Source organism: Ramlibacter rhizophilus (genome assembly GCF_004681965.1).
Lineage (GTDB): Bacteria > Pseudomonadota > Gammaproteobacteria > Burkholderiales > Burkholderiaceae_C > Ramlibacter > Ramlibacter rhizophilus.
The window spans coordinates 472,683-498,963 of sequence record NZ_SMLL01000003.1 but is presented as its reverse complement, the minus strand read 5'-3'; the positions used below and the strand labels follow the sequence as shown (position 1 = coordinate 498,963).

The window sequence follows — 26,281 nt, the reverse complement described above, 5'->3', positions numbered from 1 at the left end:
GGCGATCTTAGCCATCGCTCGCGACAGGCACCAAGGCCGCGCCCGGAAAACGCGCAAAGGCCTGGGCCACGGCAATGCGCCCGCCACTCACCACGACCTCACCCCCATCCAGCACGTTCCGAAGCCGCGTGCCCTCCGGCAGGCCGCACTCCACCCAGCTGTCGCCCCAGGCCGCCTCGCCCAGCGGGGGCGTGCCCACGCCGGTGGGCAGCTGGGACCAGAGGCGCCCGCTGATGGCCAGCAGCTGCCGATCCCCCTGCCGCCGCGCGAAGGCCACCAGCCGGCCCGCGTGCGCGCCACCCGTGGCCAGGGGCTGGTAGTCGCCCTGCTCGAAGAGCAGCGGCGCCTCGCGGCGCAGCGAGAGCAGCTGCCAGGTGATCCAGAGCTTGGCCCGGCCGTCGGTGGGCGTGGCCGCCACCTCGGACACGCGGTCCCCCAGGCCCTGCAGCTCGTCCAGCAGGGCCTCAAGGCGCCCATAGTCCACCGGGCGGCGGTTGTCCGGATCGACCAGGGTGAGGCTCAGGACCTCGTGGCCCTGGTAGGTGTCCGGCACGCCGGGGGAGGCGAACTTCAGCAGCGTGGTGCCCAGGCTGTTGAGCGCGCCGAACCAGGCGAGCTGCCGTGCCAGGGCCTGCAGTTCTGGCAGGAAGGGGCTGTGCTGCTCCGGCGAGAGGATGGCCTCGATGAAGCCGTCCAGCGCGTTCTCGTAGCGCTCGTTCGGCTGGGTCCAGCGCGTGCGCAGCTTGGCCTCGCGCACGGCCTTGCGCATGTAGCCGACGATGCGCTCGCGGTAGTCCTCGCCCGGGCCTTCCAGCGGCCAGGTGCCCAGCAGGGTCTGGTACAGCAGGTACTCGTCGGCGGCGCTGGGCGCGTCCTCCGGCGCGCCGGCGGCGACCAGGCGCTCGCGCACCGGCCGGTTGGCCACGCGCCAGCGGCGCAGCGCCAGGCGCCAGGCGGCGGGCATCTCCGAGAGCACGTCGATGCGGTTGCGCACGTCCTCGGAGCGCTTGTGGTCGTGCGTGGAGGTGGCCAGCATGGTGTGCGGCCAGCGCGCGCAGCGGTCGGCGCTGGCCTCGTGGAACTGGGCCACGGTGAAGCCGAACTGCGCCGGCTCCCCGCCCACCTCGTTCAGGGACGCGAGCGGGAACCAGCGATAGAAGGCAGTGTCCTCCACGCCCTTGGCCGCCACCGGCGAGCTGAACTGCTGCAGCCGCACCGCGAAGCGCCGCACGCGCGCCACCAGTTCGGCCGAGGCATCGGGGAAGCTCTGGCCCAGCAGGGCCTGCTGGATGAACTGGAAGATGGAGAGGTCGGCCTCCTCGCTGTGGCCCATGGCCTCCTCCACCGCCCAGTCCAGGTAGCGGCGGTCCTGCAGCGACGGCCCCTCGATGAGATAGGTCCGATAGACCGGCAGGCAGGCCACCACCTCGGTGAGCGCGCGGCGCAGCGAGTTGAAGGTGTAGTCGCGCGTGCGTCGGTGCGCGCGGGCAATGCGCAGCAGCTCGGTGGCCAGCACCGTGAGCTCCGAGGCCAGCGCGGTGCGCATGATGTCGATCTTGCCGCGCCGCATCACCTCCTCGAAGGGCTGGCGCACGTCGGTGTAGCGCTGCCAGATCTGAAGGAAGCGGCCGGCGGCCTCGGTGTCCACCATGACGCCGTTGACCACGTTGGCGAAGCGGTAGCCCGTGGTGCCGTGCACATGCCAGCCCTCGGGCACTTCCTCGTGGCCGGCGGCGATCTTCTCGGCCACCACGTAGAGCGGCCTGCAGGGTCGGCTGGACTCGTCCTCCTCGGCCAGCGGCAGCCCGGCACGCCGGGCATAGCCCTCCTGCAGCATGCGGAAGTAGCGCGCGGGGTCGTAGAGGCCGTCGGGATGGTCGATGCGCAGACCATCGACGCGGCCCTCGGCCGCGAGGTCCAGCGCGAAGTCCTGCGTGGCCTCGAAGACCTCCTCGCGCTCCATGCGCAGGGCCGCCAGGTCGCCGATGTCGAAGAAACGGCGGTAGTTGATCTCGTCGGCCGCCACGCGCCAGTAGGCCGGGCGCCAGGCCTGGGCGTCCACCAGCGCATGCAGGTCGTCGCGCGAGGCGTCGCCGTTGAGGTCTTCGAGCACCTGCAGCACCGCCTGCCTCACCTCGGGTTCGCGCTGCACCAGGCGGGCCAGGCGGGCCTTGAGGAGTTCCTTGTCGCGGTCACGCTCGGCAATGGCTTCGGGCGTGGCGTCGAGGCTGCGCGCCGGAAGGTGGCCGAAGGCGGTGGAGATGCTGCCCAGGCGCGCGGCCAGGTCCGGGTCGGCCAGGCGCGCCTCCGCACGCGCGAGCACCAGCGGATAGCTGTCCGGCGCGAGCGGCAGGCGGTGCTCGTAGTAGTGCAGCGACAAGGCACCGCGCGCCTCGTCGAAGCGCAGCACCAGGTCCCCGCGCTGGAGCACGTCGCCGTAATGGTCGCCCAGGAGCGGCACCAGCAGCTTGCCCGTGAGCTCCGGGTTCAGCGGCCGCCAGTCGATGTCGAAGTGCTGGGCGAAGCGCGAGGCCGGGCCGTTCTCCAGCACGTCCATCCACCAGTCGTTGTCGTCGCCCCAGACGCCCATGTGGTTGGGAACCATGTCCAGCAGCAGCCCCATGCCGCGCTCACGCAGCGCGCTGGTCAGGCGCTCCAGGCCGGCCGCGCCGCCCAGCTCGGGGTTGATCTCGCCGGGGGCCACCACGTCGTAGCCGTGCATGCTGCCGGGCCGCGCGCGCTGCACGGGCGAGCAGTACACATGGCTCACGCCCAGGCGCTCCAGGTACGGCAGGACGGCCACGGCGGCGTCGAAGCCGAAGTCCTTGTGCAACTGCAGCCGGTAGGTGGCCCGCGGGATGCGCGCGCGGCAGGCCTGGGCCGGCGACTCGGGCCGGCGGCGGGGACGCTGCTGCGACAGCCGGCCGGCGAGCGATTGCCAGCGCGGGTTGCCGTCCAGGTCGTCCAGGCTCGCGACCAGCTTGCGGCGCCAGTTGGGATGCTGGTCGGTGGTGCCCGGCAGGTTGGCCTGCTCGCTCATGCCCAGCACGTCCTCCAGCTGGACCATCATCACCTGCGAGGGGGCCTGCGCCAGCCAGGCGTGCACCGCCTCGATCACGCGCGGCTCCAGGACCGGCGAGCCGCTGGCGGCGGCCACCTCGGATGGCGTGAGGAGGCCAGCCTGCTGCACGGCCAGCAGCAGGCGCACGCGGTCCTGCGCGCGGTCCATGAGCTGGCGCTGCATCAACTCGGGCGTGGGAAAGAGCCCGAGCTGCTCGCGCAGGCGCAGGTCGTGGCCGGCCCACCAGCCGGACAGCGTGGGCAGGTCGTGCGTGCTCACGGCCACCAGGGCCTGGGCCGGGTACTGCGCGGGCGGCTTGAAGTCGCCGCCCTCGGCGCGCTCGAAGTACAGCAGCCGGTAGGAGAGCACGCCGATGCGTGACAGGCCCGTGCGCACCTCCTCGGCCACGGTGCCCAGGTCCTCGCCGATGACCAGGCAGCGATGGCGCTGGCTCTCCAGGGCCACGATGGCCAGCAGCTCGTCGAGCCGGTAGTGGACGTAGGCCCCCTCGCGCGGCGAGAGCCCGGGCGGGATCCAGAACAGGCGCATGAGCGCCATGACGTGGTCGATGCGCAGCGCGCCCACGCCGCGCATGCTGCTGCGCAGCGTCTCGATGAAGACGTCGTAGCCGCGCGCGCGCAGCCGGTCGGGGCGCAGCGGCGGCAGCCCCCAGGCCTGGCCCTGCGCGTTGAAGTCGTCGGGCGGTGCGCCCACGCCGGCGTCCAGGGCGAAGCAGTCGGCGGCGCTCCACGCATCGGAGCCGGCGCGGTCCACCGACACCGCCAGGTCCAGGTACAGGCCCACGCCCATGCCGCGCGCCTGTGCGCGCTGGCCGGCCTGGGCCAGCTGGGTGGACGCGAGCCACTGCAGGTACTGGTGGAAGCGCACGCGGCTGGCCTGCTCGCGGGCGAACTCGCGCACGGCGGGGGCGGCCGGGTCGCGGAACTCGGGGGGCCAGACCGGCCAGCCCCAGACGCCGGGGTCCGCCTGGTGGAAGTGCGCCTGCAGGGCCTCGAAGAGCGCGTGCCGATAGAGCGATTCGCCGCCCTCCTGCACGAAAGCAAGGAAGCGCGCGCCCGCATCGCTCGTGGCCTGCGCGCCCTCACCCCCGGCGCCGCCGAGCTCGCGCGCCTCGAAGTCGCGCCACAGCAATTCCAGCACCTCGAACTTGGCGGCCGCGACGCCGGGGTAGTCCACCAGCGGCGCTTCGCGCAGCCGCGCGAGGCGCGACTGGAACTCGGGCGAGCGCACGCGCCGCGCGGCGGCTTCGCAATCCGCAAAGCCGGGTACGGCCTCCACGTCGATGTAGAGCGCGTTGAGAAAGCGGCGCGAGGACGGGCTGTAGGGGCTCGCGTGCGCGGGGTTGTGCGGAAAGAGCGCGTGCAGCGGGTTCAGGCCCAGGATGCCCGCGCCGCGCTCGGCCGCGCGGTCGGCCAGTGCGCCGAGGTCGCTGAAGTCGCCCATGCCCCAGTTGCGCCGCGAACGCAGCGCATAGAGCTGCACGGCCGGTCCCCAGACCTGCCCTTCGCCCTCCAGCGCCGGCGGGCGCCAGCAGCGTGCGGGGGCGCTGATCACCAGCGCCTCGCCGGGCATGCCCTCGATGCGCAGCTGGTGGTAGCCGGCCGGCAGCGCCGGGGGCAGTTGCAGGCGCCGCTCGATGCGCGGGCCGTCGTGCGCCTCGCCGTGGCCGGTCTGGGCCAGCTCGCGCACGAGCGCCTCGCCCTCGTGCGTGGCCCCGCCCTCCTCCGTCAAGCGCCATTGCACGCGCTCCCAGGCCGGCGGCAGGCGCAGCGCCATGGACCAGTGGCCGCGGCCCGCCTCGATGGCGACCACCGGCGCCAAGGGCTCGGCCCAGGCATCGCGCGTGGCCTGGGCAAGCGCCTGCCCGGCCTGGGCGCCGCCATCGGTCTGCACCCCCAATGCGCCGAGCAGCGCCGCGAGATGCGCCGGGGCCACCGGGTGGCGCTGGCCCCAGATGTCGTGGAAGTCGGTGGCGACGCCGAAGTGCGCGCACAGGCGCTCCAGCGCGCCGCGGTCGATGCCCTCAGCCACGCGCCGCGCCCTCCTGCAGGCTCACGCGCACGCCACCGCGCGCGAGGCGCAGCGTGCCGCCGCCGTCCTCCACGCCCTGCGCATGCAGCACGCGCCCGGGCGGTGCGGCCACGCCCGCGGCGGGTTGGGGCCCGAAATGCGCGAGCAGGTGCAGCATCGCCTGCGCCCCGTCCACGGACCATAGCGCCCAATGCACCTCGATCAGGCCCTTGTTCGCGCGCCAGCCCTTGCCGGCGCTGCCACCGCCCATGCGGGGCACCAGTTCGCGGTGGCGCAGCGCCAGCAGCTCACGCATGCGCGCCAGCACGCGCGCGTGCTCGCCCTGGCCGCGCTCGGACCAGCGCAGGGTGGAGTCCTCGAAGGTGCGGCGCGCGTTCGGGTCGGGGATGCGCGCCCGCGCGGCTTCATCGGAAAAGGCGGCGAAGCGGCCGAACTCCTCGCGCCGCCCGCGCGAGACGGCCTCGGCCAGCTCGGGGCCGAAGTCGCAGAAGTACTGGAAGGGTGTGGAGGCGGCGTACTCCTCGCCCATGAAGAGCATGGGCACGTGCGGGGACAGCAGCAGGCAGGCATGCGCCGCGTCCAGCAGGACCGGGTCGGCCAGCGCGGTGATGCGCTCGCCGAAGGCGCGGTTGCCCACCTGGTCGTGCGTCTGCAGGTAGGAGACGAAGGCCTGCAGCGGAAGATCGGTGGAAGGCTCGCCGCGCCGCTCGCCTTCGCGAAAGCCGCTGGGCTGGCCCTGGTACACGAAGCCCTCGCCGAGCGCGCGTGCGAAGACCGCCGGCGGGTCGTCCGCGAAATCGACGTAGTAGCCGTCGGCCTCGCCGGTGGTGAGGACGTGGGCCGCGTGGTGCAGGTCGTCGTTCCACTGCGCGGTGGCGGCCTGCGGCCGGCCCTGGGCGTCGCGGGTGAGGAAGCGCGCCTGGTTGGCGTCGTTCTCCAGCACGATGTGCACCTGCCGCTGCCGGCCCGGGCCGGCCTGCACCGCCTCGCAGATCTCGGTGACGATGTGTTTGGGAGAGTCGTCGCGGATGGCGTGCACCGCGTCCATGCGCAGGCCGTCGGCGTGGAACTCCTCGATCCAGTACAGCGCGTTGTGGATGAAGAAGTCGCGCACCGTGCGCGCGTGCTCGCCATCGAAGTTGATCGCCGCGCCCCAGGGCGTCTGGTGGGCGGGGTTGAAGAACTGCTCGCAATAGGCGTGCAGGTAGTTGCCTTCGGGGCCGAAATGGTTGTAGACCACATCGACCAGCACCATGAGCCCCAGGCCGTGCGCCGCATCGATGAAGGCCTTCAGCTCCTCGGGCGTGCCGTAGCTGGCCTCGGGCGCGAAGTGCAGCACCCCGTCGTAGCCCCAGCCGCGTCCACCGGGAAAGTCCGCCACGGGCATGAGCTCGACGGCGGTGATGCCCAGGGCCGCGAGTTCGGGCAGCCGCTCGCGGGCGGCGGCGCAGCTGCCCTCGGGCGTGAAGGTGCCCAGGTGCATCTCATAGACCACCGCCTCGTGCCAGGGACGGCCGCGCCAGGCGCCGTCCTTCCAGGCGTGGCGCTCGGGATCAACCACGCGGCTGGCGCCATGCACGTCGCCGGGGTTGAAGCGCGAAGCGGGGTCGGGCACGCGAAGCCCGTCCGGCAGCACGAATCGATAAGCATCGCCCGGACCGGCTTCCTCGACCAGCAGGCGGTGCCAGCCGCCATCCGCGCGCTGCATCGGCAGCAGGCGCGGCGTGCCGCCCTGCTGGTTGCGGTCGAGTTCGAGCTGCAGCTGGGAGGCGCCGGGCCCCCATAGACGAAATTCGACACCCCCGGCCGGCAGCAGCCGCGCGCCGAAGGGCATGTCATGCACGCGCTTCAATCAAAGACTCCTTGGACGACTCAGCAAGGCCAGCGAGCGGGCCTCCAAGGGGTAGTGTTGCTGGTCCGGCAGCGCCGAGGGGTTACCGGATTCAACATCCTGCGGTCGCGCGGTATCGACCAGGACGCGCCAGCCGTCGCCGCCGTGCTGCATCGCCGGCGCAAGCGAGAACTCGATGGCGTGCGGGTGCGCGTTCAGCAGCAGCAGGAAGTCGTCGTCGCGCTCGCGTTCGCCGCGCGGCCCCAGGTCCGCCAGGCCGAGGCCGGAGATCAGCATGCCGACGCAGCGGTTCTCGGCGTTGTGCCAGTCGTCGTGGGTCATGGCGTGGCCGTCCGCGCGCAGCCAGCACACGTCGGCCAGCGGATCGTCCCCGAGCGGCTGGCCGCGGAAGAAGGTCTTGCGCCGGAAGCTCGGATGCTCGCGGCGCAGCCGGATCAGGTGCATGACGAAGCGCGTGAGCGAATCCTGCGTGTCGCCGGAGTCCCAATCGATCCAGCTCAGCTCGTCGTCCTGGCAGTAGGCATTGTTGTTGCCGTTCTGGGTGTGGCCCCGCGCGTCCCCGGCCAGCAGCATGGGCACGCCCTGGGACAGCAGCAGCGTCGCGAGCATGTTGCGCTTCTGGCGTTCGCGCAGCTCCACGATGGCCGGGTCGTCGGTGGGCCCTTCGACGCCATGGTTCCAGGACAGGTTGTGGTTGTGCCCGTCGCGGTTGTCCTCGCCGTTGGCCTCGTTGTGCTTGTCGTTGTAGGAGACCAGGTCGTGCAGCGTGAAGCCGTCGTGCGCGGTGATGAAGTTGATGCTCGCGTAGGGCCTGCGGCCCGACCAGCCGTAGAAGTCCTCGGAGCCCGTGATGCGGCGGGTGACTTCGCCCAGCAGGCCGGGGTCGCCGCGCCAGAAGCCGCGCACGGCATCCCGGTAGCGGTCGTTCCACTCCGACCAGCCGGCGGGGAAGTTGCCCACCTGGTAGCCGCCATGGCCCAGGTCCCAGGGCTCGGCGATGAGCTTGACGCGATTGAGCACCGGGTCCTGGCGGATGGCGTTGAAGAAGCCGCTGAGGTTCTCGACCTTGCCGGCCTCGCGCGCGAGGGCCGAGGCGAGGTCGAAGCGGAAGCCGTCCACGTGCATCTCCTGCACCCAGTAGCGCAGCGAGTCCATGACCAGCTGGAGGGCGTGCGGGTTCTCCAGGTTCACCGTGTTGCCGCAGCCGGTGAAGTCGTCGTAGTAGCGCCGCTGATCGGGGTTGAGGATGTAGTAGGACGCGTTGTCGATGCCGCGCATGGACAGCGTGGGCCCCATGTGGTTGCCCTCGCAGGTGTGGTTGTAGACCACGTCCAGGATGACCTCCAGGCCCGCCGAGTGCAGGGTCCGCACCATGGACTTGAATTCGTAGATGCGGCCGGTGGCGCTGTAGCGCATCTCGGGCGCGAAGTAGCCCAGAGTGTTGTAGCCCCAGTAGTTGCGCAGGCCCTTCTCGACCAGGTAGCGGTCATCGAGGAAGCTGTGCACCGGCAGCAGTTCGACCGTGGTCACGCCCAGGCGCCGCAGGTAGTCGATGACCGGCGCGCAGCTCAGGCCCGCGTAGGTGCCGCGCAGCTTGGCGGGCACGTCGGGGTGGCGCATGGTCAGGCCGCGCACGTGCATCTCGTAGATGACCATGTCCTCCCAGGGCACGGCGGGCGGGCGGTCGTCGTTCCAGGAGAAGGCCGAATCCACCACCCGCGCCTTGGGCACGAAGGAGGCGCTGTCGCGCCGGTCGAAGGACAGGTCCTGGCGCTTCGAGCCGATGCTGTAGCCGTACAGGGCGTCGCTCCAGCGCAGGCGGCCCACGGTGTCCTTGGCGTAGGGGTCGAGCAGGACCTTGTGGCCGTTGAAGCGGTGCCCGTCCTCGGGCCGGTAGGGCCCATGCACGCGATAGCCGTAGGTCAGGCCCGGTCGCGCCTGCGGCAGGTAGCAGTGCCAGACGTCGGCCGTGCGCTCGCGCATCTCGATGCGCTGCTGCTCGTGGCGGCCCAGCGGGTCGAACAGGCACAGCTCGACCCGTTCGGCGTGCTGCGAGAACAGGGCGAAGTTGACGCCCTGGCCGTCCCAGGTGGCGCCGCGAGGATAGGGCCGTCCGGGCCAGACCTCGTTCAATCGATCAAAGGGACTCATGGATCAGGGAAGGTCCGGTGGAGGGCGGCGTCGTGCCGCCGGGTCGGCCGCCTGGCCGCGCGCACCGGGGCTGGGCCACCACTGCTCGAGACGCTGGGCGGCCCATTCCCTTCCTCCCAGGCCGAAGGCCAGGGCCAGGGCGAGCACGATGCCGCCCAGGATCAGGAGGAAGGTGTAGAGGACGATGTTGCCGCCGATGTCGATCTGGTCGAGGGCGACCAGGATGACGAAGAGCATCACCGCGTACTGCGCCACCTTGCCCAGGAGCGAGGCGTCCTGGACCTTGGCGCTGCGCAGGTAGCCGGTGGTGGTGTCGCCCACGAAGCGCGCGAAGTACGAGCCGAAGGCCAGCACCACGACCGCGAGGAAGACACGCGGCACGAACCAGACGATGCGCGCCAGCAGGTCCGCAAGGTAGCTGAAGCCCAGGCTGTTGAAGGCCACCATGAGGCTGGCCAGGATGATGAGCCAATAGACGGCCCAGGCCACCAGGGCCGTGGTGTCGCTGCGCGCACCGCCCAGGCGCAGGAAGTTGTCCAGTCCGGCGCGCTCGGTGAGTACGTGGAAGTTGATGGCGCGCAGGGCCTTCTCCACGGCGAAGCGGGCGGCCTTGGCCAGCAGCCAGCCGACCACCAGGATGAGGACCGCGCCCAGCAGGCGCGGCAGGAAGGCGACCACCTGCAGCAGGAAGGCGCGGGCAGGCTCCAGCGTAACTCCGATTCGGTCCATGTCCATGGCGGCTCCTTCAGTGCGGCGGGTTCGCGTCCAGCAGGGCCAGGATGCCCTGCAGCGGCACCTGGACCCAGTCGACACGGTTGTTCAACTCGTAGCGCAGCTCGTAGAGCGCCTTTTCCATCTCCAGCAGGGACAAGAGGCGCAGGTCGATGGCGTCCGCGCCCAGGGTCTGCACGTAGGCCGCGAAGAAGGCGTTGCGGGTCGCCAGCTCCCAGTCGCGCGCGGCCGGCGCCAGCCGGTCCAGTTCGGCGCTGCTGCGGGCCGTGCGGCGCAGCGCCGCCCAGCGCGCGTAGTTGAAGGAGCGCAGCATGCCGGCGACATCGCGCCAGGCGCTGCCCTTGCGGCGGCGCTCCTCGAAGGTGCGCGCGGGCTCGCCCTCGAAGTCGATGATGAGGAAGTCGTTGCCCGTGACCAGCACCTGGCCGAGGTGGTAGTCGCCGTGGTAGCGGGTCTTGAGCGCCTGGCCCTCCCCCGCCTCGGCCGATTCGATGCGCGCGAGCAGTTCCTCGCCGCGCCCGAGCAGGCGCTCGGCGTCGTCCCGGGCCTGCGGCGAGATGTGTTCGACCCGCGCGCGCAGCATGTCCAGCGTCTGCCGGGCCTCGGCGGCCGCGTGCGAGCGCATGGCCTCGCGGTCCTCGCTCGACAGCGGCTCGGGATCGAAGGCCGGGTCGCCGCTGCGGATGGTGAGCGCGCGGTGCAGTTCGGCCGTGCGCTGCCCGAGCGTGGCGGCCAGCGCGAGGAAGCCGCCGTGCGCGATCTCCGGCGGCTCCGCTTCGCCCGAGGCGGTGCGCAGGAACTCCAGGTGCCGCTCCAGGTAGCCCAGGGTGTAGTCCCAGCCGTCCCCCTGGTTGGCGATGTAGGACTGCACCAGCGCCAGCGTCATGACGCGGCCGTCCGCACCCAGGTACTCCAGTGCGCCCAGGACCGGAACGCAGTTGGGGTAGTGCGCCACCTCGGTGAGGAAGCGGCCCATCTCCAGCTCGGGGTTGAGGCCCTCGCGCACGTGGCGGTAGCCCTTGAGGAAGAGGCGATCGTCCACGATCACCACGGTGTTGCTGCTCATGCCCAGCGGCCGCGAGACCGGCAGCTGCGAGACGTCGCCCACCAGCTCGCGGAAGGCCGTGGTGGCGCTGAAGGCGAGCTTGCCGCGCGCGGTGGGGATCTGCGCGCCGGCGCCGATGGCGCTGATGACGGCGCGGCAAAAGGCCTCGTCGTGGAAGGCGTCGCTCATGACGCCCACGTTGGCCTGCTGGCGCACCTTGGCCAGGGCCGCGGGCTGCAGGCGGTGGGTGCGCTCCTCCTCGGTGTCCTCCCAGGCCAGGGCCAGGGGGACGAAGTAGCGGCACGGCTCGCCGGCGCTGTCCAGGTCCACCAGGGGCAGCATGAAGCTGTGGCCGTCCTGGTCCCAGACGGCCTGGTCGAACAGGCGGGCTCGATCGACGGTGGTGCCCTTGGCCGCGTACCAGCGCTGGATCTCGACGAAGCGCGGCAGGGTGTCGGTCTCCAGCTGCTCGCGCATGCGGTCGGCCATGCCGATGCGCCAGGGCATGACCTGCTCGCGGAAGAAGCTGGTCCAGCCGTCGAAGAGCACCAGCGTGGGTCGGTCCTGCAAGGTGACGTCCTCCTGGTGCCAGGCCGGCGCGCTCACGTCCTGCGTGAGTCGGAACCAGTAGAAGCCGTAGCCGGGCACGGTGAGCAGGTAGGTGAGCTCGCCCACGGGCGGGAAGGCCGAACGGCCCACCATCTCCACGGGCACGCGCCCCTTGTAGGCCGAGAGGTCCAGCTCCACCGCCTGCGCGGCGCGGGCGAGGTTGAAGACGCACAGGATGACGTCGTCCTCGTACTCGGTGAGGTAGGCCAGGATCTTGCGGTTGCCGGGCTTGAGGAAGGTGCGGCGGCCGCGGCCGAAGGCGTGGCTGGTGGCGCGCACGGCGAGCATGCGACGCGTCCAGTTCAGGAGCGAGCTGCTGGAGCGGCCCTGGGCCTCCACGTTGATGGCCTCGTAGCCGTACATGGGGTCCATGATCGGCTGCAGGTACAGCCGCTGCGGGTCGGCCCGGGAGAAGCCGGCGTTGCGGTCGGGGCTCCATTGCATGGGCGTGCGCACGCCGTTGCGGTCGCCCACGAAGACGTTGTCGCCCATGCCCAGCTCGTCGCCGTAGTAGATGATGGGCGAGCCCGGCATGGACAGCAGCATGCCGTTCATCAGCTTGATCTTGTCCGGGTCGTTGTCCATCAGCGGCGCCAGGCGCCGGCGGATGCCCAGGTTGATGCGCGCGCGCAGGTCGGCCGCGTACATGCTGTACATGTAGTCGCGCTCGCGGCTGGTGACCATCTCCAGCGTGAGCTCGTCATGGTTGCGAAGGAAGATGGCCCACTGGCAGCCCTCGGGGATCTCCGGGGTCTGCTGCATGATCTCCACGATGGGGTAGCGGTCCTCCTGCGCGATGGACATGTACATGCGCGGCATGAGCGGGAAGTGGTAGGCCATGTGGCACTCGTCACCATCGCCGAAGTACTCGCGCACGTCCTCGGGCCACATATTGGCCTCGGCCAGCAGGAAGCGGTTCTTGTAGCGCGCGTCGATGGCCGCGCGCAGCTTCTTGATCACCGCGTGCGTCTCGGGCAGGTTCTCGTTGCTGGTGCCGTCACGCTCGATGAGGTAGGGAATGGCGTCGAGCCGGAATCCGTCCACGCCCATGTCCAGCCAGAAGCGCATGACGTCGAAGACCGCCTCCAGCACCGCCGGGTTGTCGAAGTTCAAGTCCGGCTGGTGGCTGAAGAAACGGTGCCAGAAGTAGGCCTTGGCCACCGGGTCCCAGGTCCAGTTGGAGACCTCGGTGTCGGTGAAGATGATGCGCGTGCCCTGGTACTTCTGGTCGGTGTCGCTCCAGACGTAGAAGTCGCGCTCGGGCGAGCCGGGCGGTGCCTGCCGGGCGGCCTTGAACCAGGGGTGCTCGTTGGAGGTGTGGTTGATGACCAGCTCGGTGATCACGCGCAGGCCCCGCGCGTGCGCGGCGTCCAGCATCTCCCGGAAGTCGTCCAGCGTGCCGTACTGCGGATGGATGCTCTTGTACTCGGAGATGTCGTAGCCGTCGTCGCGCAGCGGCGAGGGGTAGAAGGGCATCAGCCAGATGGTGTTGACGCCCAGCTCCTTGACGTAATCGAGCTTGGCGGTGACCCCCTTGAAGTCCCCCATGCCGTCGCCGTTGGAGTCGTTGAACGCCTTGACATTGAGCTGGTAGATGACCGCGTCGCGATACCACAGCGGGTCGTCTCGCGATTCGATGACGGGGCTGTCCAGTGCAAGTTGCGGCGTCGGTCCACTCATGAGGTGAGAGCCTTACATGAAGTAATCGAAATCGCGCTCGTCCCGCACGCGCCTGCGCACGACGAAGATGTGCGCGGGAACGGCATGCGGATCAAGCCGGACGAAATGGCGGTCGCCCTGCCAATCGTAGTGCTGGTTGCTCAGCTGGTCATGCACCTGGAATGAGTGGCCCGGCTCCACCCCGATGGTGGACGGATCCAGCTGCAGCCAGCCCGATTGCGTGTGGTACGGGTCCAGGTTGACCACGGTGATGACGATGTTGCGCCCGTCCTCCGAGGTCTTGGCGTAGGCGATCAGCTGGTCGTTGTCGATGTCCAGGAAGCGGATGCGCATGTCCTGCAGCGCCGGGTTGCCGTGCCGGATGCGGTTGACCCGGGTGATGAAGGGCGCAAGGCTGTTGGGGTCGTTGTGGTTCCAGGTGCGCAGCTGGTACTTCTCCGAGTCCAGGTACTCCTCGCTGCCCGGCCCGCGCGGCTTGTGCTCGCGCAGCTCGTAGGCCGGGCCGTAGATGCCGTAGTTGGACGAGAGCGTGGCCGCCAGCACCAGGCGCGACATGAACACCGGCATCTCGCCGCTTTGCAGCTGCGCGTGCAGGATGTCGGGCGTGTTGGGCCACGCATTGGGGCGGAAGTAGTCGCTGCCCGGCGCGGTGGTGAGCTCGGTGAAGTACTCGGTGAGGTCGTGCTTGGTGTTGCGCCAGGTGAAGTAGGTGTAGGACTGCGTGAATCCCACCTTCGCCAGGCGGTGCATGACCTTGGGGCGCGTGAAGGCCTCGGACAGGAAGATGACGCCCGGGTGTTCGCGCTTGACCTCGGCGATGGCCCACTCCCAGAAGGCGAAGGCCTTGGTGTGCGGGTTGTCCACGCGGAAGATGTTCACGCCCTCGCCGATCCAGTGGTCCAGCACGCTTTTCAGCTCGGCCCACAGCGCCGGCCAGTCCTCCGACTCGAAGTTGAAGGGGTAGATGTCCTGGTACTTCTTGGGCGGGTTCTCGGCGTACTGCACGGTGCCGTCGGGACGCCAGCGGAACCACTCGGGATGCTCCTTGACGTAAGGATGGTCGGGCGCGCACTGGAAGGCGATGTCCAGCGCGATCTCCATGCCCATCTCCTCGGCCTTCTGACGGAGGCTCCGGAAGTCCTCGGGCGTACCCAGTTCCGGCAGGATGGACTTGTGGCCGCCTTCGGCCGCGCCGATGGCCCAGGGGCTGCCCACGTCGCCGGGCTCGGTGGTGAGCACGTTGTTCTTGCCCTTGCGCTGCTCGCGCCCGACGGGGTGGATGGGCGGGAAGTACAGCACGTCGAAGCCCATCTCCGCGATGGCGGGCAGGCGCGCCTCCACGTCCTTGAAGGTGCCGTGGCGCCCGGGCTGCGGACTGGCCGAGCGCGGGAACAGCTCGTACCAGCTGGAAAAGCGCGCCCGCAGGCGGTCGGTCACCAGCGGCAGGTCCACCGGGTGGCGCACGGCGAGGCGGCGGTCCGGGTAGCAGGCGGCCAGCGCCGAGAGCATCTCGTCCAGCGCCAGGGCCTTGAGTTCCTCGGCGACGGCATTCTTGGCCTTGGCCGCCTTCTCCAGCGCCTTGGCCCAGTCGTCCAGGGTCTTGCGGTGCTCGCCCTTGGCCCGCTTGGCCGCCGCGGCGATCTCCTGCGCGCCGACGCGCGAGGCGATGCGGATGTCTTCCAGCTCGATGCGCCGCTCCATCTCGTGGTGCCAGGAGGCGAAGGAATCGACCCAGGCGATGACGGTGTAGCGCCAGCGCCCCACGGCCGGCGGCACGAAGGACGCCTTCCAGACGTCGTTGCCCACGGGGGCCATTTCCAGCTCCTGGGCCGCCGCGTCGGGCTCGTCCTCCGCGCGCCAGCGCAGCACGGCGCGGATGACGTCGTGGCCGTCGGTGAAGCAGTGCGCCTGGACGTGGAAGGTCTCGCCGGCGATGCGCTTGACCGCGAAGCGGCCGTGGTCCACCACCGGCAGCACCGCATCGATGACGGCGCGCGCCCGGCCGTCATGCCCGTCGGGCGTGGCGGTGGGCAGGCGCTGCAGGTCCTTCGGCTGGGGGGCCTTCGACTGAGGTTCCTTCTTCTTCTCAGGCATGTCGCGTGTGCTCCAGGATCAGCGTGGACAGGGGCGGCAGGGTGAGGTTGAGCGAGTGCATGCGGCCGTGGGCGCGCACGGGGTCGGTGTCGAGGCCGCCCATGTTGCCCCAGCCCGCTCCGCCGTAGTCGTGCGCATCGCTGTTGAGGACTTCGCGCCAGTGGCCCGGCAGGGGCACGCCGACGCGATAGTTGCTGCGCGGCACCGGCGTCATGTTGCTCACGACCAGCAGCGGCGGCGCGTCGTCCCGGGCCTTGCGCAGGAAGGCGAAGACGCTGTGGTCGGCGTCGTCGGCAATGACCCACTCGAAGCCCGCGGAGTGGAAGTCGATCTGCCACAGGGCCGGCCGCTCGCGGTAGACGCGATTGAGCTCGGCGACATAGCGCTGCAGGCCGGCATGGCCCGGGTCATGGGTGAGGCCCCAATCGAGTTCGCCTTCGTGCGCCCACTCCCGCCACTGGCCGAACTCGCCGCCCATGAACACCAGCTTCTTGCCGGGGTGGCACCACATGTAGCCGAAGAGCGCACGCAGGTTCGCCAGCTTCTGCCAGGCGTCGCCCGGCATCTTGTTCAGGAGCGACCCCTTGCCGTAGACCACCTCGTCATGCGAGAGCGGCAGCACGAAGTTCTCGTTGAAGGCGTAGATCATCGAGAAGGTCATCTTCCCGTGGTGCCAGCGGCGGTGCACCGGCTCCTCGTGCATGTACGCCAGGTCGTCGTGCATCCAGCCCATGTTCCACTTCATGCCGAAGCCCAGCCCCCCCATCTCGATGGGGCGCGAGACGTTCGGCCAGGCGGTGGATTCCTCGGCGATGGTGACCGTGTCCGGGAAGGACCGGTACACCTCGCGGTTGAGGATCTGCATGAAGTCGATGGCCTCCAGGTTCTCGCGGCCGCCATAGCGGTTGGGAATCCACTCGCCGTCCTTGCGGGCGTAGTCCAGGTACAGCATGGAGGCCACGGCATCGACCCGCAGGCCGTCGATGTGGTAGCGGTCCAGCCAGAACAGGCCCGAGGAGACGAGGAAGCTGCGCACCTCGTTCCTGCCGTAGTTGAAGATGCAGGAACTCCACTCCGGGTGGAAGCCCTGGCGCGGGTCCGCGTGCTCGTACAGGTGCGTGCCGTCGAAGTAGGCCAGGCCGTGCTCGTCGGTGGGGAAGTGCGAGGGCACCCAGTCGAGGATCACGCCGATGCCGCACTGGTGCAGGTGGTCCACGAAGTACATGAAGTCCTGCGGCGTGCCGTAGCGGCAGGTGGGCGCGAAGTAGCCGGTGGTCTGGTAGCCCCAGGAGCCGTAGAAGGGGTGCTCGGTCACCGGCATCAGCTCCACGTGGGTGAAGCCCATGTGGCGCACGTAGTCGGCCAGCTGGTGCGCGAGCTCGCGGTAGTTGAGGAAGGAGCCGTCCTGGCGGCGCCACGAGCCCGGATGCATCTCGTAGATCGACATGGGCGCATCCAGCGCGTTGTGCGCCCGGCGCTTGGCCATCCAGTCCTGGTCGTGCCAGTGATGCTCCAGGCTCCACACGCGCGATCCGGTGGCCGGGGCCGGCTCGGCGTAGAACGCGAACGGGTCGGCCTTGTCCACCACGTAGTCGCCCACGCTGGACGCGATGCGGTACTTGTAGATCTGACCGCGCTGCGCCTCGGGGACCGTGCCCTCCCAGATGCCGCTGCCGTCAGGCCGCGCGTGGAGCTCGTCGGCGCCGGGGCGCCAGTCGTTCCAGTCGCCGATCACGCAGACCGCGCGGGCATTGGGGGCCCAGACCGCGAAATGCGCACCGCCACCGGCTTGCAGTTGACAGCCCAACTTGTCGTACAGGCGTGCGTGGGTGCCTTCCCGAAAGAAGTACAGGTCGTCTTGGCCGATCATGCGGACCGACCTTAGCAGGCGATGGCGTACACGGGGGTCCGTGTGGACCCCAAGCCCATGGGGTATCTGTCCTACTCACTGCTGGGTAGGCCTCGCCCCCGCTTCGATGCTCAGGCCGCCTGCGTATTGCGCAGGCGGATGTGCAGCTCGCGCAGCTGGCGCTCGTCCACCGGGCCGGGCGCCTGGGTGAGCAGGTCCTGGGCACGCTGGGTCTTGGGAAAGGCGATGACGTCGCGCAGGCTCTCGGCGCCGGTCATGAGCATGACGAAGCGGTCCAGGCCGATGGCGATGCCCCCATGCGGCGGCGCGCCGTACTGCAGCGCATCGAGCAGGAAGCCGAACTTGGCCTGCGCCTCTTCGGCGCCGATCTTGAGGGCGCGGAAGACCTTGCTCTGCACGTCCTCGCGGTGGATACGCACGGAGCCGCCGCCCAGCTCGATGCCGTTGAGCACGGCGTCGTAGGCCTTGGCGATGCAGCGGCCGGGGTCGGTTTCCAGCCAGTCCTCGTGGCCGTCCTTGGGCGAGGTGAAGGGGTGGTGCACGGCGTTCCAGCGCTGGGCGTCGTCGTCGTACTCGAACATCGGGAAGTCCACCACCCACAGCGGCTTCCATTCGCCCTGGATCAGGCCGCGCGATTTGCCGAACTCGCTGTGGCCGACCTTGACGCGCAGGGCGCCGATGGCGTCGTTGACCACCTTGGCCTTGTCGGCGCCGAAGAAGATCAGGTCGCCGCTGGCGGCGCCGGTGCGCGCGAGGATCTCGCCGATGGCCGCGTCGTGCAGGTTCTTGACGATGGGCGACTGCAGGCCCTCGCGTCCGGCGGAAGCGTCGTTGACCTTGATCCAGGCCAGGCCCTTGGCGCCGTAGATCTTCACGAACTCGGTGTAGGCGTCGATCTCGCCGCGGCTCATCTCGCCGCCGCCGGGGACGCGCAACGCCACCACGCGGCCGTCGGCCTGGTTGGCGGGGCCGGAGAAAACCTTGAACTCCACGTCCTTCATGACGTCGGTGAGTTCGGTGAATTCCAGCTTCACGCGCAGGTCGGGCTTGTCCGAACCGTACAGGCGCATGGCGTCCGCGTGCTTCATCACGGGAAACGCGGGCAGCTCCACCCCGATGACGTTCTTGAAGGTGCTGCGGATCATGCCTTCGAACATGTCACGGATCTCTTCCTCGGTGAGGAAGGAGGTCTCCACGTCGATCTGCGTGAACTCGGGCTGGCGGTCCGCGCGCAGGTCCTCGTCGCGGAAGCACTTGGTGATCTGGTAGTAGCGGTCGAAGCCGGACACCATCAGCAGCTGCTTGAACAGCTGCGGCGACTGCGGCAACGCGAAGAACATGCCGTCGTGCACGCGGCTGGGCACGAGGTAGTCGCGCGCGCCCTCGGGCGTGCTCTTGGTGAGCATGGGGGTCTCGATGTCGATGAAGCCATTGGCATCGAGGAACTTGCGCACCTCCATCGTGACCTTGTAGCGCAGCATCAGGTTGTTCTGCATGTACGGCCGGCGCAGGTCCAGCACGCGGTGCATGAGGCGCGTGGTCTCGGAGAGGTTCTCGTCGTCGAGCTGGAAGGGCGGCGTGACCGAGGGGTTGAGCACCGTGAGCTCCTGGCACAGCACTTCCACCTTGCCGCTGCGCAGGCCCTCGTTCGCGGTGCCTTCGGGGCGCGCGCGCACCAGCCCCTTGACCTGCACGCAGAACTCGTTGCGCAGGCCCTCGGCAGCCTTGAACATCTCGGGGCGGTCGGGGTCGCACACCACCTGCACGTAGCCTTCGCGGTCACGCAGGTCCACGAAGATGACGCCGCCGTGGTCGCGCCGGCGGTTCACCCACCCGCACAAGGTGACCGTCTGGCCCAGCAGGGCTTCGGTCACGAGACCGCAGTAGGTCGTACGCATTTTCTGGCTAGACATGGCAAAGGCATCCGGCGCCGCGCGGGCGCGTTACTTGAGAAGTGAAGGGGCGACGGCCGGCGGCACGACCACGCCCATGGAGATGACGTAGCGCAGCGCCTCGTCCACGCTCATGCGCAGCTCGATGCACTCGGTGCGGCGCAGCATGACGAAGTAGCCGCCCGTGGGGTTGGGCGTGGTGGGCACGTACACGCTGACCCAGTCGCCCAGCAGGTGGTTGACCACGTCGCCGCCGGGCGAGCCGGTGACGAAGCCGATGGTCCAGACCTCGGGCCGGGGCCATTGGATCAGCACCGCGGTACGGAAGGCGTTGCCGTTCTCGGAGAACAGCGTGTCGGAGACCTGCTTGACGCCCGAGTAGATCGAGCGCACCACGGGAATGCGATGGAAGACGCCGTCGCTCCAGGCCAGGAGCTTGCGGCCGGCGAAGTTGCTGGCCACCGCGCCCACCGTGAGCAGGATGCCCAGCGCGAGCAGCACGCCCAGGCCAGGCAGGTGGAAGCCGAGCAGCCGGTCGGGCTGCCAGGCGTTGGGCAGGATCAGGAGCGTCTGGTCCAGCGTGGCGATGATCCACTGCAGCACCCACATCGTGACGGCCACCGGCAGCACCACCAGCAGCCCGGCGAAAAACCACTTGCGCGCAGCATGCATTACGGACGGGGCTCGGCGAGTGCGGGCTCAGTGGCAGGCGCAGGCGCTGCCGCAACCGCCGGCGGAAGCCGCGGGACCGTCCGACTTGGTGGCCGGCGCATCGGCCGGCTTGGCACCGGCACCCTCGGAGGGGCTGCCCGCCTTGTCGCCCGCGTCCGTCTTGCCGGCCTCGCCGGTGGACGTGCTGCCCGACTTGCTTCCGTTGCGGAAATCGGTGACGTACCAGCCGGAGCCCTTGAGCTGGAATCCGGCCGCGGTGATCTGCTTGCTGAAGGCCTCGGCGCCGCAGGCGGGGCAGGCGGTCAGCGGGGCATCCGAAACTTTCTGCAGGACGTCCTTGGCATGGCCACAGGAGCCGCACTTATAGGCATAGATGGGCATGGCGAACGGGGGTGTCGGACTGGAAAGGCCAGGGGCTGGCGCGCCCCTCGGCAAAGCCCGCAATTATAGGCAGCGGGCGCGGAACTCAAGAGCACCGGCGCCGCGCCTGCGCTGCAGCATCAGCCGCGCGCGCCCACCGTTTCCCGGCCGCCTTCGCCCGAGCCCTGGAAGTGATGCACATGGCCGTGGTGATTGGCGATCCACTGCGGGGCCAGCGACCCCGCCAGCATGCCCGCCAGGGCGGCCAGCAGGCCGGCGAGCTGCTGAGGGAACACGACCGACAAGGGCGTGAACGCGAAGAAGAGCCAGGTGCCCAGGCCCAGGACCACCGAGGCCAGCGCGCCCTGGGTGGTCGCCCGCTTCCAGTACAGGCCGAACACCAGCGGGATGAAGGCCCCCACCAGGGGCACCTGGTAGGCACCGGCCACCAGGTCGTAGATGGAGGTGCCCTGCATCACGATGGCATAGCCCAGCACGATGCCGGTGAAGACAAGTACCGAGATGCGCATGGCGCGCAGCGTGGCCTGGTCGCTCATGCCGGGGACGAGGTTGCGCAGGATGTTCTCGACGAAGGTGGTGCTGGGCGCCAGCAGCGTGGCCGAAGCCGTGGACATGATGGCCGACAGCAGCGCGCCGAAGAAGGCCACCTGCAGCAGCACCGGCATGCGCTCGAGCACCAGCGAGGGCAGCACCTTCTGCGGGTCGTCGGCCAGCAGCTGCACCGCCGAGTCGCCCATCACGACGACGGCGGCCGCGACGATGAACATGGGAATGAAGGCGAACAGCAGGTACAGCGAGCCGCCGATGATGGGGCCGCGCACGGCGGTCTTGGCGTCCTTGGCCGACATGACGCGCTGGAACACGTCCTGCTGCGGAATGGAGCCCAGCATCATGGTGATGGCGGCGGCGAAGAAGAAGAGCCACTCCTGCGCCCCGCCCTCGGGGAAGAACTGGAACTTGCCGTTGGTGGCCGCGTACTCGATCACCCGCCCCGCGCCGCCGGCCAGGTCGGCCGCGAACCAGGCGATCAGCAGCAGGCCGACGGCGATCACGATCATCTGCACGAAGTCGGTCAGGGCCACGGACCACATGCCGCCGAAGAGGGTGTAGATCAGCACGATGCCGGTGCCCAGCACCATGCCGGCCGTGACGGACAGCGTCTCGGGCGCGAGCAGGTGGAACACCAGGCCGAGCGCCGTGACCTGGGCGGCCACCCAGCCCAGGTAGCTCATGATGATCATCAGCGAGGCCAGCACCTCGATCAGCCGCCCAAAGCGCTGGCGGTAGAAGTCACCGAGCGTGATGAGGTTGCGCTGGTAGAGCTTGTAGGCGAAGAACAGGCCGACCAGGATCAGGCAGATCGACGAGCCGAACGGGTCCTCGACCACCGCGCCCAGGTTCTCCGAGACGAAGCGCGCCGGCACGCCCAGCACCGTTTCCGAGCCGAACCAGGTGGCGAAGGTGGTGGCGATCACGATGGCCAGCGGCAGGCTGCGGCCGGCCACGGCGTAGTCGGCCGTGTTGTGGACCCGCCGCGCGGCGTACAGGCCGATGGCGATCGAGGCCAGCAGGTACAGGACGATGAACGTCATCAACATGACACGGGCTCTCCATGTTGAAGGTGATCGGGAACGTCCGCGTGGCGTACGCGCGGCCGGCGCATTATCGACAAACGGTCGCGCTAGAGCCAGCCGGCGCGCACGATGAGTTGCATCGACAGCAAACCCAGCGCGAAGCCGACGGCGCCGTAGGTCAGACCCTGGAGCAGCCGATTGGTGCGACGGATCTCCTGCAGCATGGCCTTCATGTCCCGCTCGACGCCCCCATGCGTGCGGTGCGCGAGGAAGTCGTGCAGCAGGCGCGGCAGCTCGGGCAGCATCTTGGCGTAGCGGGGCGCCTGGTCCTTGAGCTCGGCCCAGAGCTTCTGCGGGCCGATCTGCTCGAGCATCCAGCGCTCCAGGAACGGGCGGGCGGTGCTCCACAGGTCGAGGTCGGGGTCCAGCTGGCGCCCGAGGCCCTCGATGTTCAGCAGGGTCTTCTGGAGCAGCACCAGCTGCGGCTGGATCTCCACGTGGAAGCGGCGGGAGGTCTGGAAGAGGCGCATGAGCACCATGCCCAGCGAGATCTCGCTGAGCGGCCGGTCGAAGTACGGCTCGCAGACCGCCCGCACCGCCGCTTCCAGTTCATCCACCCGTGTGTCCGCGGGCACCCAGCCTGATTCGATGTGCAATTCGGCCACGCGCTTGTAGTCGCGGCGAAAGAAGGCCGTGAAGTTCTGCGCCAGGTACTCCTTGTCGAACTCCGTGAGCGTGCCCACGATGCCGAAGTCCAGCGAGATGTAGCGCCCGAAGTGGTCCGGAGCCAGGCTCACCAGGATGTTGCCCGGGTGCATGTCCGCATGGAAGAAGCCGTCCCGGAACACCTGCGTGAAGAAGATGGTGACGCCGTCGCGGGCCAGCTGCTTCAAGTCCACGCCCGCCTCCACCAGCCGCTGCGTGTGGTTGATGGGAACGCCGGACATGCGCTCCATCACGATGACCTCGGTGTGGCACAGGTCCCAGTGCATCTCGGGGATGAGGACCAGGCCCAGCCCGGCCATGTTGCGCCGCAGCTGCGCCGCGTTGGCGGCTTCGCGCACGAGGTCGAGTTCGTCGTGCAGGTACTTGTCGAACTCGGCCACCACTTCGCGGGGCTTGAGACGCCGCCCTTCCGAAGACAGCCGCTCCAGCCAGCGGGCCATCATGCGCATGAGGTCCAGGTCCTGCTCGATGATGCGCAGCATGCCGGGGCGCAGCACCTTGACGGCCACGTCCCTGACCTCGCCGCCCTTCAGGCGCAGGGTGGCGAAGTGCACCTGGGCGATGGAGGCACTGGCCACCGGCTCGCGGTCGAAGCTCGCGAACAGCACGTCCACGGAGCGGCCGAAGGCGCGCTCGATGGTGGCCAGGGCGATGGCTGGATCGAAGGGCGGGACCCGGTCCTGCAGCAGCGTGAGCTCGTCGGCCACGTCGTGCGGCAGCAGGTCGCGCCGGGTGGACAGCAGCTGGCCGAACTTGACGAAGATGGGTCCCAGGCGCTCCAGCGCTTCGCGCAGGCGCTGGCCGCGCGGGGCGCGCAGGTCGCGCCCGATGCTCATGACGCGCGCCACGGTGCGCAGCCCCGGATGCTCGAAGCTGCGCAGGAACAGCTCGTCCAGACCGTACCGGAAGACGATCCAGAGGATGAAGGCGGCGCGGAAGTACCGCCTCATCGGGCGGTGCCCGAAGGCGGCGCCGGTGGCCGGCCGGGGGCTGCGCCGGCAAACCGGCGCAGCGCGTCGGCCATGCCCCGCGCGCCCTGCGCGAGAAAGTGGGCGGGCGCGTCGCCCATGAGGCGGGCCAGGTCCTCTTCCAGGTCCCAGCGCACGTGGTCCACCAGCCAGTTGATCTCGGCGGCGAACTGCACGTCGCCGGCGATGCGCACCTGCGGCTTTTCGCCCTGCAGCGCGGAGCGCGCCAGCGCCAGCGGCGAGGGCTCCACCATGGTGAGGGTGAGGTCAGGCGTGATGGCCGGGTCGGCCAGGTCGAGCAGTCCGGCCGGGGTGGCCACCACGCGCACCTGGAAGTGGCGCCAGTGCGCCTCGACGACGCTCCCCTTGTGCCGTGCCAGCCGGCTCTGCGCCTCGGGCTCCTGCATCAGCACGTGGTTGACCAGCAGCACGATGCGGCGCTGCGCCTCGTGCACGAACCAGGGCGGCGGCTGGAGGGCTTCGCCGACGCGGTCGGCCAGGTCGTCCAGAAAAGGAAAGGGGGACTGTGTCGCCATAGCCCCCCATTATTCCCGTGAACAGCGCCCGTCCCGCGGGCGCGACGCCCCTACTGCAGCGCCTGCACCCCGGCCACCAGCCAGCCGCTGCGCCCGTCCTTGGGCTTTGTCATGTTCCAGACCTCGCGGAAAGGATTGGGCCCCGCCGAGGCATCTTCACGAATGAGGCCGGAGAACTCGACGCTGGCCATGTAGGCCTCGCCCAGGTCCTCGATGCCCAGGAGCTGCGCGTCCAGCATGACGACCTCGGTCTTGTTCGGCTGGCTGCCGCGCTGCGCCTCGCGCTCGTCGAGCTGGTGGCGGATCTCGGCCAGCATCTCGTCGGTCATCATGGCGCGCAGCGTGGGCAGGTCGGCGCGGTCCCAGGCGTCCTGCAGGCTGATGAAGTTGCGCCGGGCCGCCTCGACGAAGCCGCTGACGTCGAAGTCGGCGGGGATGCCCCAGCCCTGCGTCCCCGCGAGGGCCGAGCCGATCTGCACCCCGGCCCCGCCGCGCGAGGCGTCCAGGCCCGAGCCCGAGCGCTCCCAGGGGCGCGCCGAGGCGTCATTGCCGACCTTGTCCGGGCTGTAGTGGCGCGGCTGGGCCGCACGTTCGGCCGGGGCGCCGGCGCCGGCGAAGGCATAGGGCCGGCCGGACGACGCCGAACCGGCGGCACGCCGGCGCATGACCATGCCCACCACCACCATGATCACCAGCGCCAGCAGCGCGAAGAGCAGGAACTGCGCGAACTCCGCACCGAAGCCCAGGGCATTGGCGAGCCACGCCAGCCCCAGGCCCGCGGCCAGGCCGCCCAGCATGCCGCCCCAGGGCCGGCGGGGTGCCTGCGCTGCGGCGCCGGCGGCGGGCTGCGCCTGGCGCGGGGCCGCCGCGGGCGCCGCCTGGGTGGCGTTGGTGCCCTGGCTCACGCCCGGCGTGGCCGGCGCCTGCGGCGCGGCCTCGCGCTGGGTCACGTTGCCCGACTGCTTGCCGATGGAGCGGCCGCCACCGAGGCGGCGCGCCGCCTCGGCATCCATCGCTCCGAGAACGAGCACACCTGCAAGAAGAGCCGACCAAAGTTTCATCACTGTCTCCGTTTGACTGAGCAATCGATCACTTCACCGCCGAGACCCGCCAGAACGGCCTGGGTCATCAGCACTTGATTCCAACATGCAGGGCCACCACGCCTCCGGTGAGGTTGTGATAGTCCACATGACCAAAACCACCTTCCTTCATCATGGCCTTGAGCGACTCCTGGTCCGGATGCATCCGGATCGACTCGGCCAGGTACTGGTAGCTCTGGGCGTCACCGGCCACGGCACGCCCGAGGCGAGGCAGCACCTGGAAGGAATAGAAGTCGTAGGCGCCCTGCAGCGGCCGCGCGACGCGCGAGAACTCCAGCACCAGCAGGCGGCCACCGGGTCGCAGCACGCGTGCCATTTCGGTGATGGCCTGCAGCTTGTGCGTCATGTTGCGAAGGCCGAAGGCGACGCTCACCAGGTCGAAGCTGGCGTCGGCGAAGGGCAGCCGCTCGGCGTCGCACACCAGGGTGGGCAGCACGAGGCCCGCATCGACCAGGCGGTCGCGCCCGGTGCGCAGCATGGTCTCGTTGATGTCGGTGTGCACCACCATGCCGGTCGGCCCGACCTTGCCGGCGAAGGCACGCGCCAGGTCGCCGGTGCCACCGGCGATGTCCAGCACCCGCTGGCCAGGGCGCACGTTGGCGACCATGACCGTGAAGGCCTTCCAGGCGCGGTGCAGGCCCAGGGACATCAGGTCGTTCATCAGGTCGTAGCGCGGCGCCACGGAGTCGAAGACGCCGCGCACCCGGCGGGCCTTCTCGCGCTCGTCGACCTGCTGGTAGCCGAAATCGGTGGTGCTCATGGGTGGATGCTAGAAGAAGCCAGGGCTGCGCAGGCCCCGCGCGAGGCCTGGCGGACGCAAAAGGGTCAGCGACTGTAAGCGGCGCGCCACACGGGCGCAGACGGCGCTCAATGCCCGCAGGACGGCCCGGAGGCCACCGGCATCGGCGCATCGCGCGAGACGCCGGCGGCCGCGAGGCGGCGCTCGTAGTCCTGCCAGAGCTGGTCCTGCTGCGCGCCGAGGAAGTACAGGTAGTCCCAGGAGAAGATGCCGGTGTCGTGCCCGTCCGAGAAGACCGGGCGCACGGCGTAGTTGCCCACCGGCTCCAGCGCGTTCAGGGTGACTTCGCGCTTGCCGGTCTGCAGCACCTCCTGCCCGGGGCCATGGCCCTGGACCTCCGCCGAAGGCGAATAGACGCGCATGAGCTCGAAGGGGAGCCGGAAGCTCGCGCCGTCGGAGAAAGCGACTTCGAGCGCGCGGGACTGGCCGTGCACGGTGAGGGACACGGGGGTGGGGGTGTTCGCGTTCAGGCCTGCCATGGAAAGCG

The 26,281-nt window shown here is 69.8% G+C and carries 16 protein-coding genes; all 16 read right to left on the bottom strand.

What is annotated here, in order from left to right; translation table 11 throughout:
- Positions 1 to 7: 7 nt before the first annotated feature.
- Complete coding sequence (locus EZ242_RS08800; protein ID WP_205960623.1) at positions 8 to 5,113, bottom strand: malto-oligosyltrehalose synthase; 5,106 nt, start codon at positions 5,111 to 5,113, stop codon at positions 8 to 10.
- Positions 5,106 to 6,947 carry a malto-oligosyltrehalose trehalohydrolase gene (gene treZ, locus EZ242_RS08795; RefSeq protein WP_205960629.1) on the bottom strand — a complete coding sequence of 614 codons (1,842 nt, stop codon included), beginning with the start codon at positions 6,945 to 6,947 and terminating at the stop codon, positions 5,106 to 5,108. Before treZ ends, EZ242_RS08800 begins: the two co-directional genes overlap by 8 nt.
- A gap of 18 nt (positions 6,948 to 6,965) precedes the next feature.
- Complete coding sequence (gene glgX, locus EZ242_RS08790; RefSeq protein WP_135284759.1) at positions 6,966 to 9,116, bottom strand: glycogen debranching protein GlgX; 2,151 nt, start codon at positions 9,114 to 9,116, stop codon at positions 6,966 to 6,968.
- 3 nt (positions 9,117 to 9,119) lie between these two features.
- Positions 9,120 to 9,845 (bottom strand): mechanosensitive ion channel family protein, encoded by a 726-nt coding sequence (locus tag EZ242_RS08785; RefSeq protein ID WP_135284998.1) that lies wholly within the window; start codon positions 9,843 to 9,845, stop codon positions 9,120 to 9,122.
- Between the two features lie 16 nt (positions 9,846 to 9,861).
- A complete protein-coding gene (gene treS / locus EZ242_RS08780; protein WP_135284758.1) occupies positions 9,862 to 13,182 on the bottom strand; it encodes a maltose alpha-D-glucosyltransferase in 3,321 nt (1,106 codons plus the stop codon).
- 12 nt (positions 13,183 to 13,194) lie between these two features.
- Positions 13,195 to 15,276, bottom strand: coding sequence for an alpha-1,4-glucan--maltose-1-phosphate maltosyltransferase (locus EZ242_RS08775; protein WP_135284757.1), 2,082 nt, complete (start codon positions 15,274 to 15,276; stop codon positions 13,195 to 13,197).
- Positions 15,269 to 17,146, bottom strand: coding sequence for a 1,4-alpha-glucan branching protein GlgB (gene glgB, locus EZ242_RS08770; RefSeq protein ID WP_135284756.1), 1,878 nt, complete (start codon positions 17,144 to 17,146; stop codon positions 15,269 to 15,271). The genes EZ242_RS08775 and glgB overlap by 8 nt, the downstream gene beginning before the upstream one ends.
- A 110-nt stretch (positions 17,147 to 17,256) precedes the next feature.
- Positions 17,257 to 19,059 (bottom strand): aspartate--tRNA ligase, encoded by a 1,803-nt coding sequence (aspS, locus tag EZ242_RS08765; protein WP_240787027.1) that lies wholly within the window; start codon positions 19,057 to 19,059, stop codon positions 17,257 to 17,259.
- A gap of 30 nt (positions 19,060 to 19,089) precedes the next feature.
- Complete coding sequence (locus EZ242_RS08760) at positions 19,090 to 19,710, bottom strand: DUF502 domain-containing protein (RefSeq protein WP_135284755.1); 621 nt, start codon at positions 19,708 to 19,710, stop codon at positions 19,090 to 19,092.
- A 27-nt stretch (positions 19,711 to 19,737) separates the two neighbouring features.
- Positions 19,738 to 20,091 carry an FmdB family zinc ribbon protein gene (locus EZ242_RS08755; RefSeq protein WP_135284754.1) on the bottom strand — a complete coding sequence of 118 codons (354 nt, stop codon included), beginning with the start codon at positions 20,089 to 20,091 and terminating at the stop codon, positions 19,738 to 19,740.
- A 119-nt stretch (positions 20,092 to 20,210) separates the two neighbouring features.
- Positions 20,211 to 21,689, bottom strand: a complete 1,479-nt coding sequence (locus tag EZ242_RS08750; protein ID WP_135284753.1) for a high affinity choline transporter 1 — start codon at positions 21,687 to 21,689, stop codon at positions 20,211 to 20,213.
- Positions 21,690 to 21,772: 83 nt separating this feature from the next.
- The gene (gene ubiB, locus EZ242_RS08745; RefSeq protein WP_135284752.1) at positions 21,773 to 23,341 is read right to left on the bottom strand and encodes a ubiquinone biosynthesis regulatory protein kinase UbiB; all 1,569 of its coding nucleotides are present in this window, start codon (positions 23,339 to 23,341) and stop codon (positions 21,773 to 21,775) included.
- Positions 23,338 to 23,895, bottom strand: a complete 558-nt coding sequence (locus tag EZ242_RS08740; RefSeq protein ID WP_135284751.1) for a hypothetical protein — start codon at positions 23,893 to 23,895, stop codon at positions 23,338 to 23,340. Before EZ242_RS08740 ends, ubiB begins: the two co-directional genes overlap by 4 nt.
- A gap of 50 nt (positions 23,896 to 23,945) precedes the next feature.
- Positions 23,946 to 24,959, bottom strand: coding sequence for a Tim44 domain-containing protein (locus EZ242_RS08735; RefSeq protein WP_205960622.1), 1,014 nt, complete (start codon positions 24,957 to 24,959; stop codon positions 23,946 to 23,948).
- A gap of 64 nt (positions 24,960 to 25,023) precedes the next feature.
- Complete coding sequence (gene ubiE, locus EZ242_RS08730; protein WP_135284749.1) at positions 25,024 to 25,755, bottom strand: bifunctional demethylmenaquinone methyltransferase/2-methoxy-6-polyprenyl-1,4-benzoquinol methylase UbiE; 732 nt, start codon at positions 25,753 to 25,755, stop codon at positions 25,024 to 25,026.
- 107 nt (positions 25,756 to 25,862) lie between these two features.
- Complete coding sequence (locus EZ242_RS08725) at positions 25,863 to 26,273, bottom strand: gamma-butyrobetaine hydroxylase family protein (protein WP_135284748.1); 411 nt, start codon at positions 26,271 to 26,273, stop codon at positions 25,863 to 25,865.
- Positions 26,274 to 26,281 lie beyond the last annotated feature (8 nt).

Excerpts from the sequence above, each read along its gene's own strand:
- treS (WP_135284758.1), bottom strand. The coding sequence starts at position 13,182 with ATGAGTGGACCGACGCCGCAACTTGCACTGGACAGCCCCGTCATCGAA.
- EZ242_RS08725 (WP_135284748.1), bottom strand. The coding sequence starts at position 26,273 with ATGGCAGGCCTGAACGCGAACACCCCCACCCCCGTGTCCCTCACCGTG.
- EZ242_RS08740 (WP_135284751.1), bottom strand. The coding sequence starts at position 23,895 with ATGGCGACACAGTCCCCCTTTCCTTTTCTGGACGACCTGGCCGACCGC.
- EZ242_RS08755 (WP_135284754.1), bottom strand. The coding sequence starts at position 20,091 with ATGCCCATCTATGCCTATAAGTGCGGCTCCTGTGGCCATGCCAAGGAC.
- EZ242_RS08760 (WP_135284755.1), bottom strand. The coding sequence starts at position 19,710 with ATGCATGCTGCGCGCAAGTGGTTTTTCGCCGGGCTGCTGGTGGTGCTG.
- glgB (WP_135284756.1), bottom strand. The coding sequence starts at position 17,146 with ATGATCGGCCAAGACGACCTGTACTTCTTTCGGGAAGGCACCCACGCA.
- treZ (WP_205960629.1), bottom strand. The coding sequence starts at position 6,947 with ATGCCCTTCGGCGCGCGGCTGCTGCCGGCCGGGGGTGTCGAATTTCGT.
- EZ242_RS08775 (WP_135284757.1), bottom strand. The coding sequence starts at position 15,276 with ATGCCTGAGAAGAAGAAGGAACCTCAGTCGAAGGCCCCCCAGCCGAAG.
- glgX (WP_135284759.1), bottom strand. The coding sequence starts at position 9,116 with ATGAGTCCCTTTGATCGATTGAACGAGGTCTGGCCCGGACGGCCCTAT.
- ubiB (WP_135284752.1), bottom strand. The coding sequence starts at position 23,341 with ATGAGGCGGTACTTCCGCGCCGCCTTCATCCTCTGGATCGTCTTCCGG.
- EZ242_RS08785 (WP_135284998.1), bottom strand. The coding sequence starts at position 9,845 with ATGGACCGAATCGGAGTTACGCTGGAGCCTGCCCGCGCCTTCCTGCTG.
- EZ242_RS08750 (WP_135284753.1), bottom strand. The coding sequence starts at position 21,689 with ATGTTGATGACGTTCATCGTCCTGTACCTGCTGGCCTCGATCGCCATC.
- ubiE (WP_135284749.1), bottom strand. The coding sequence starts at position 25,755 with ATGAGCACCACCGATTTCGGCTACCAGCAGGTCGACGAGCGCGAGAAG.
- aspS (WP_240787027.1), bottom strand. The coding sequence starts at position 19,059 with ATGTCTAGCCAGAAAATGCGTACGACCTACTGCGGTCTCGTGACCGAA.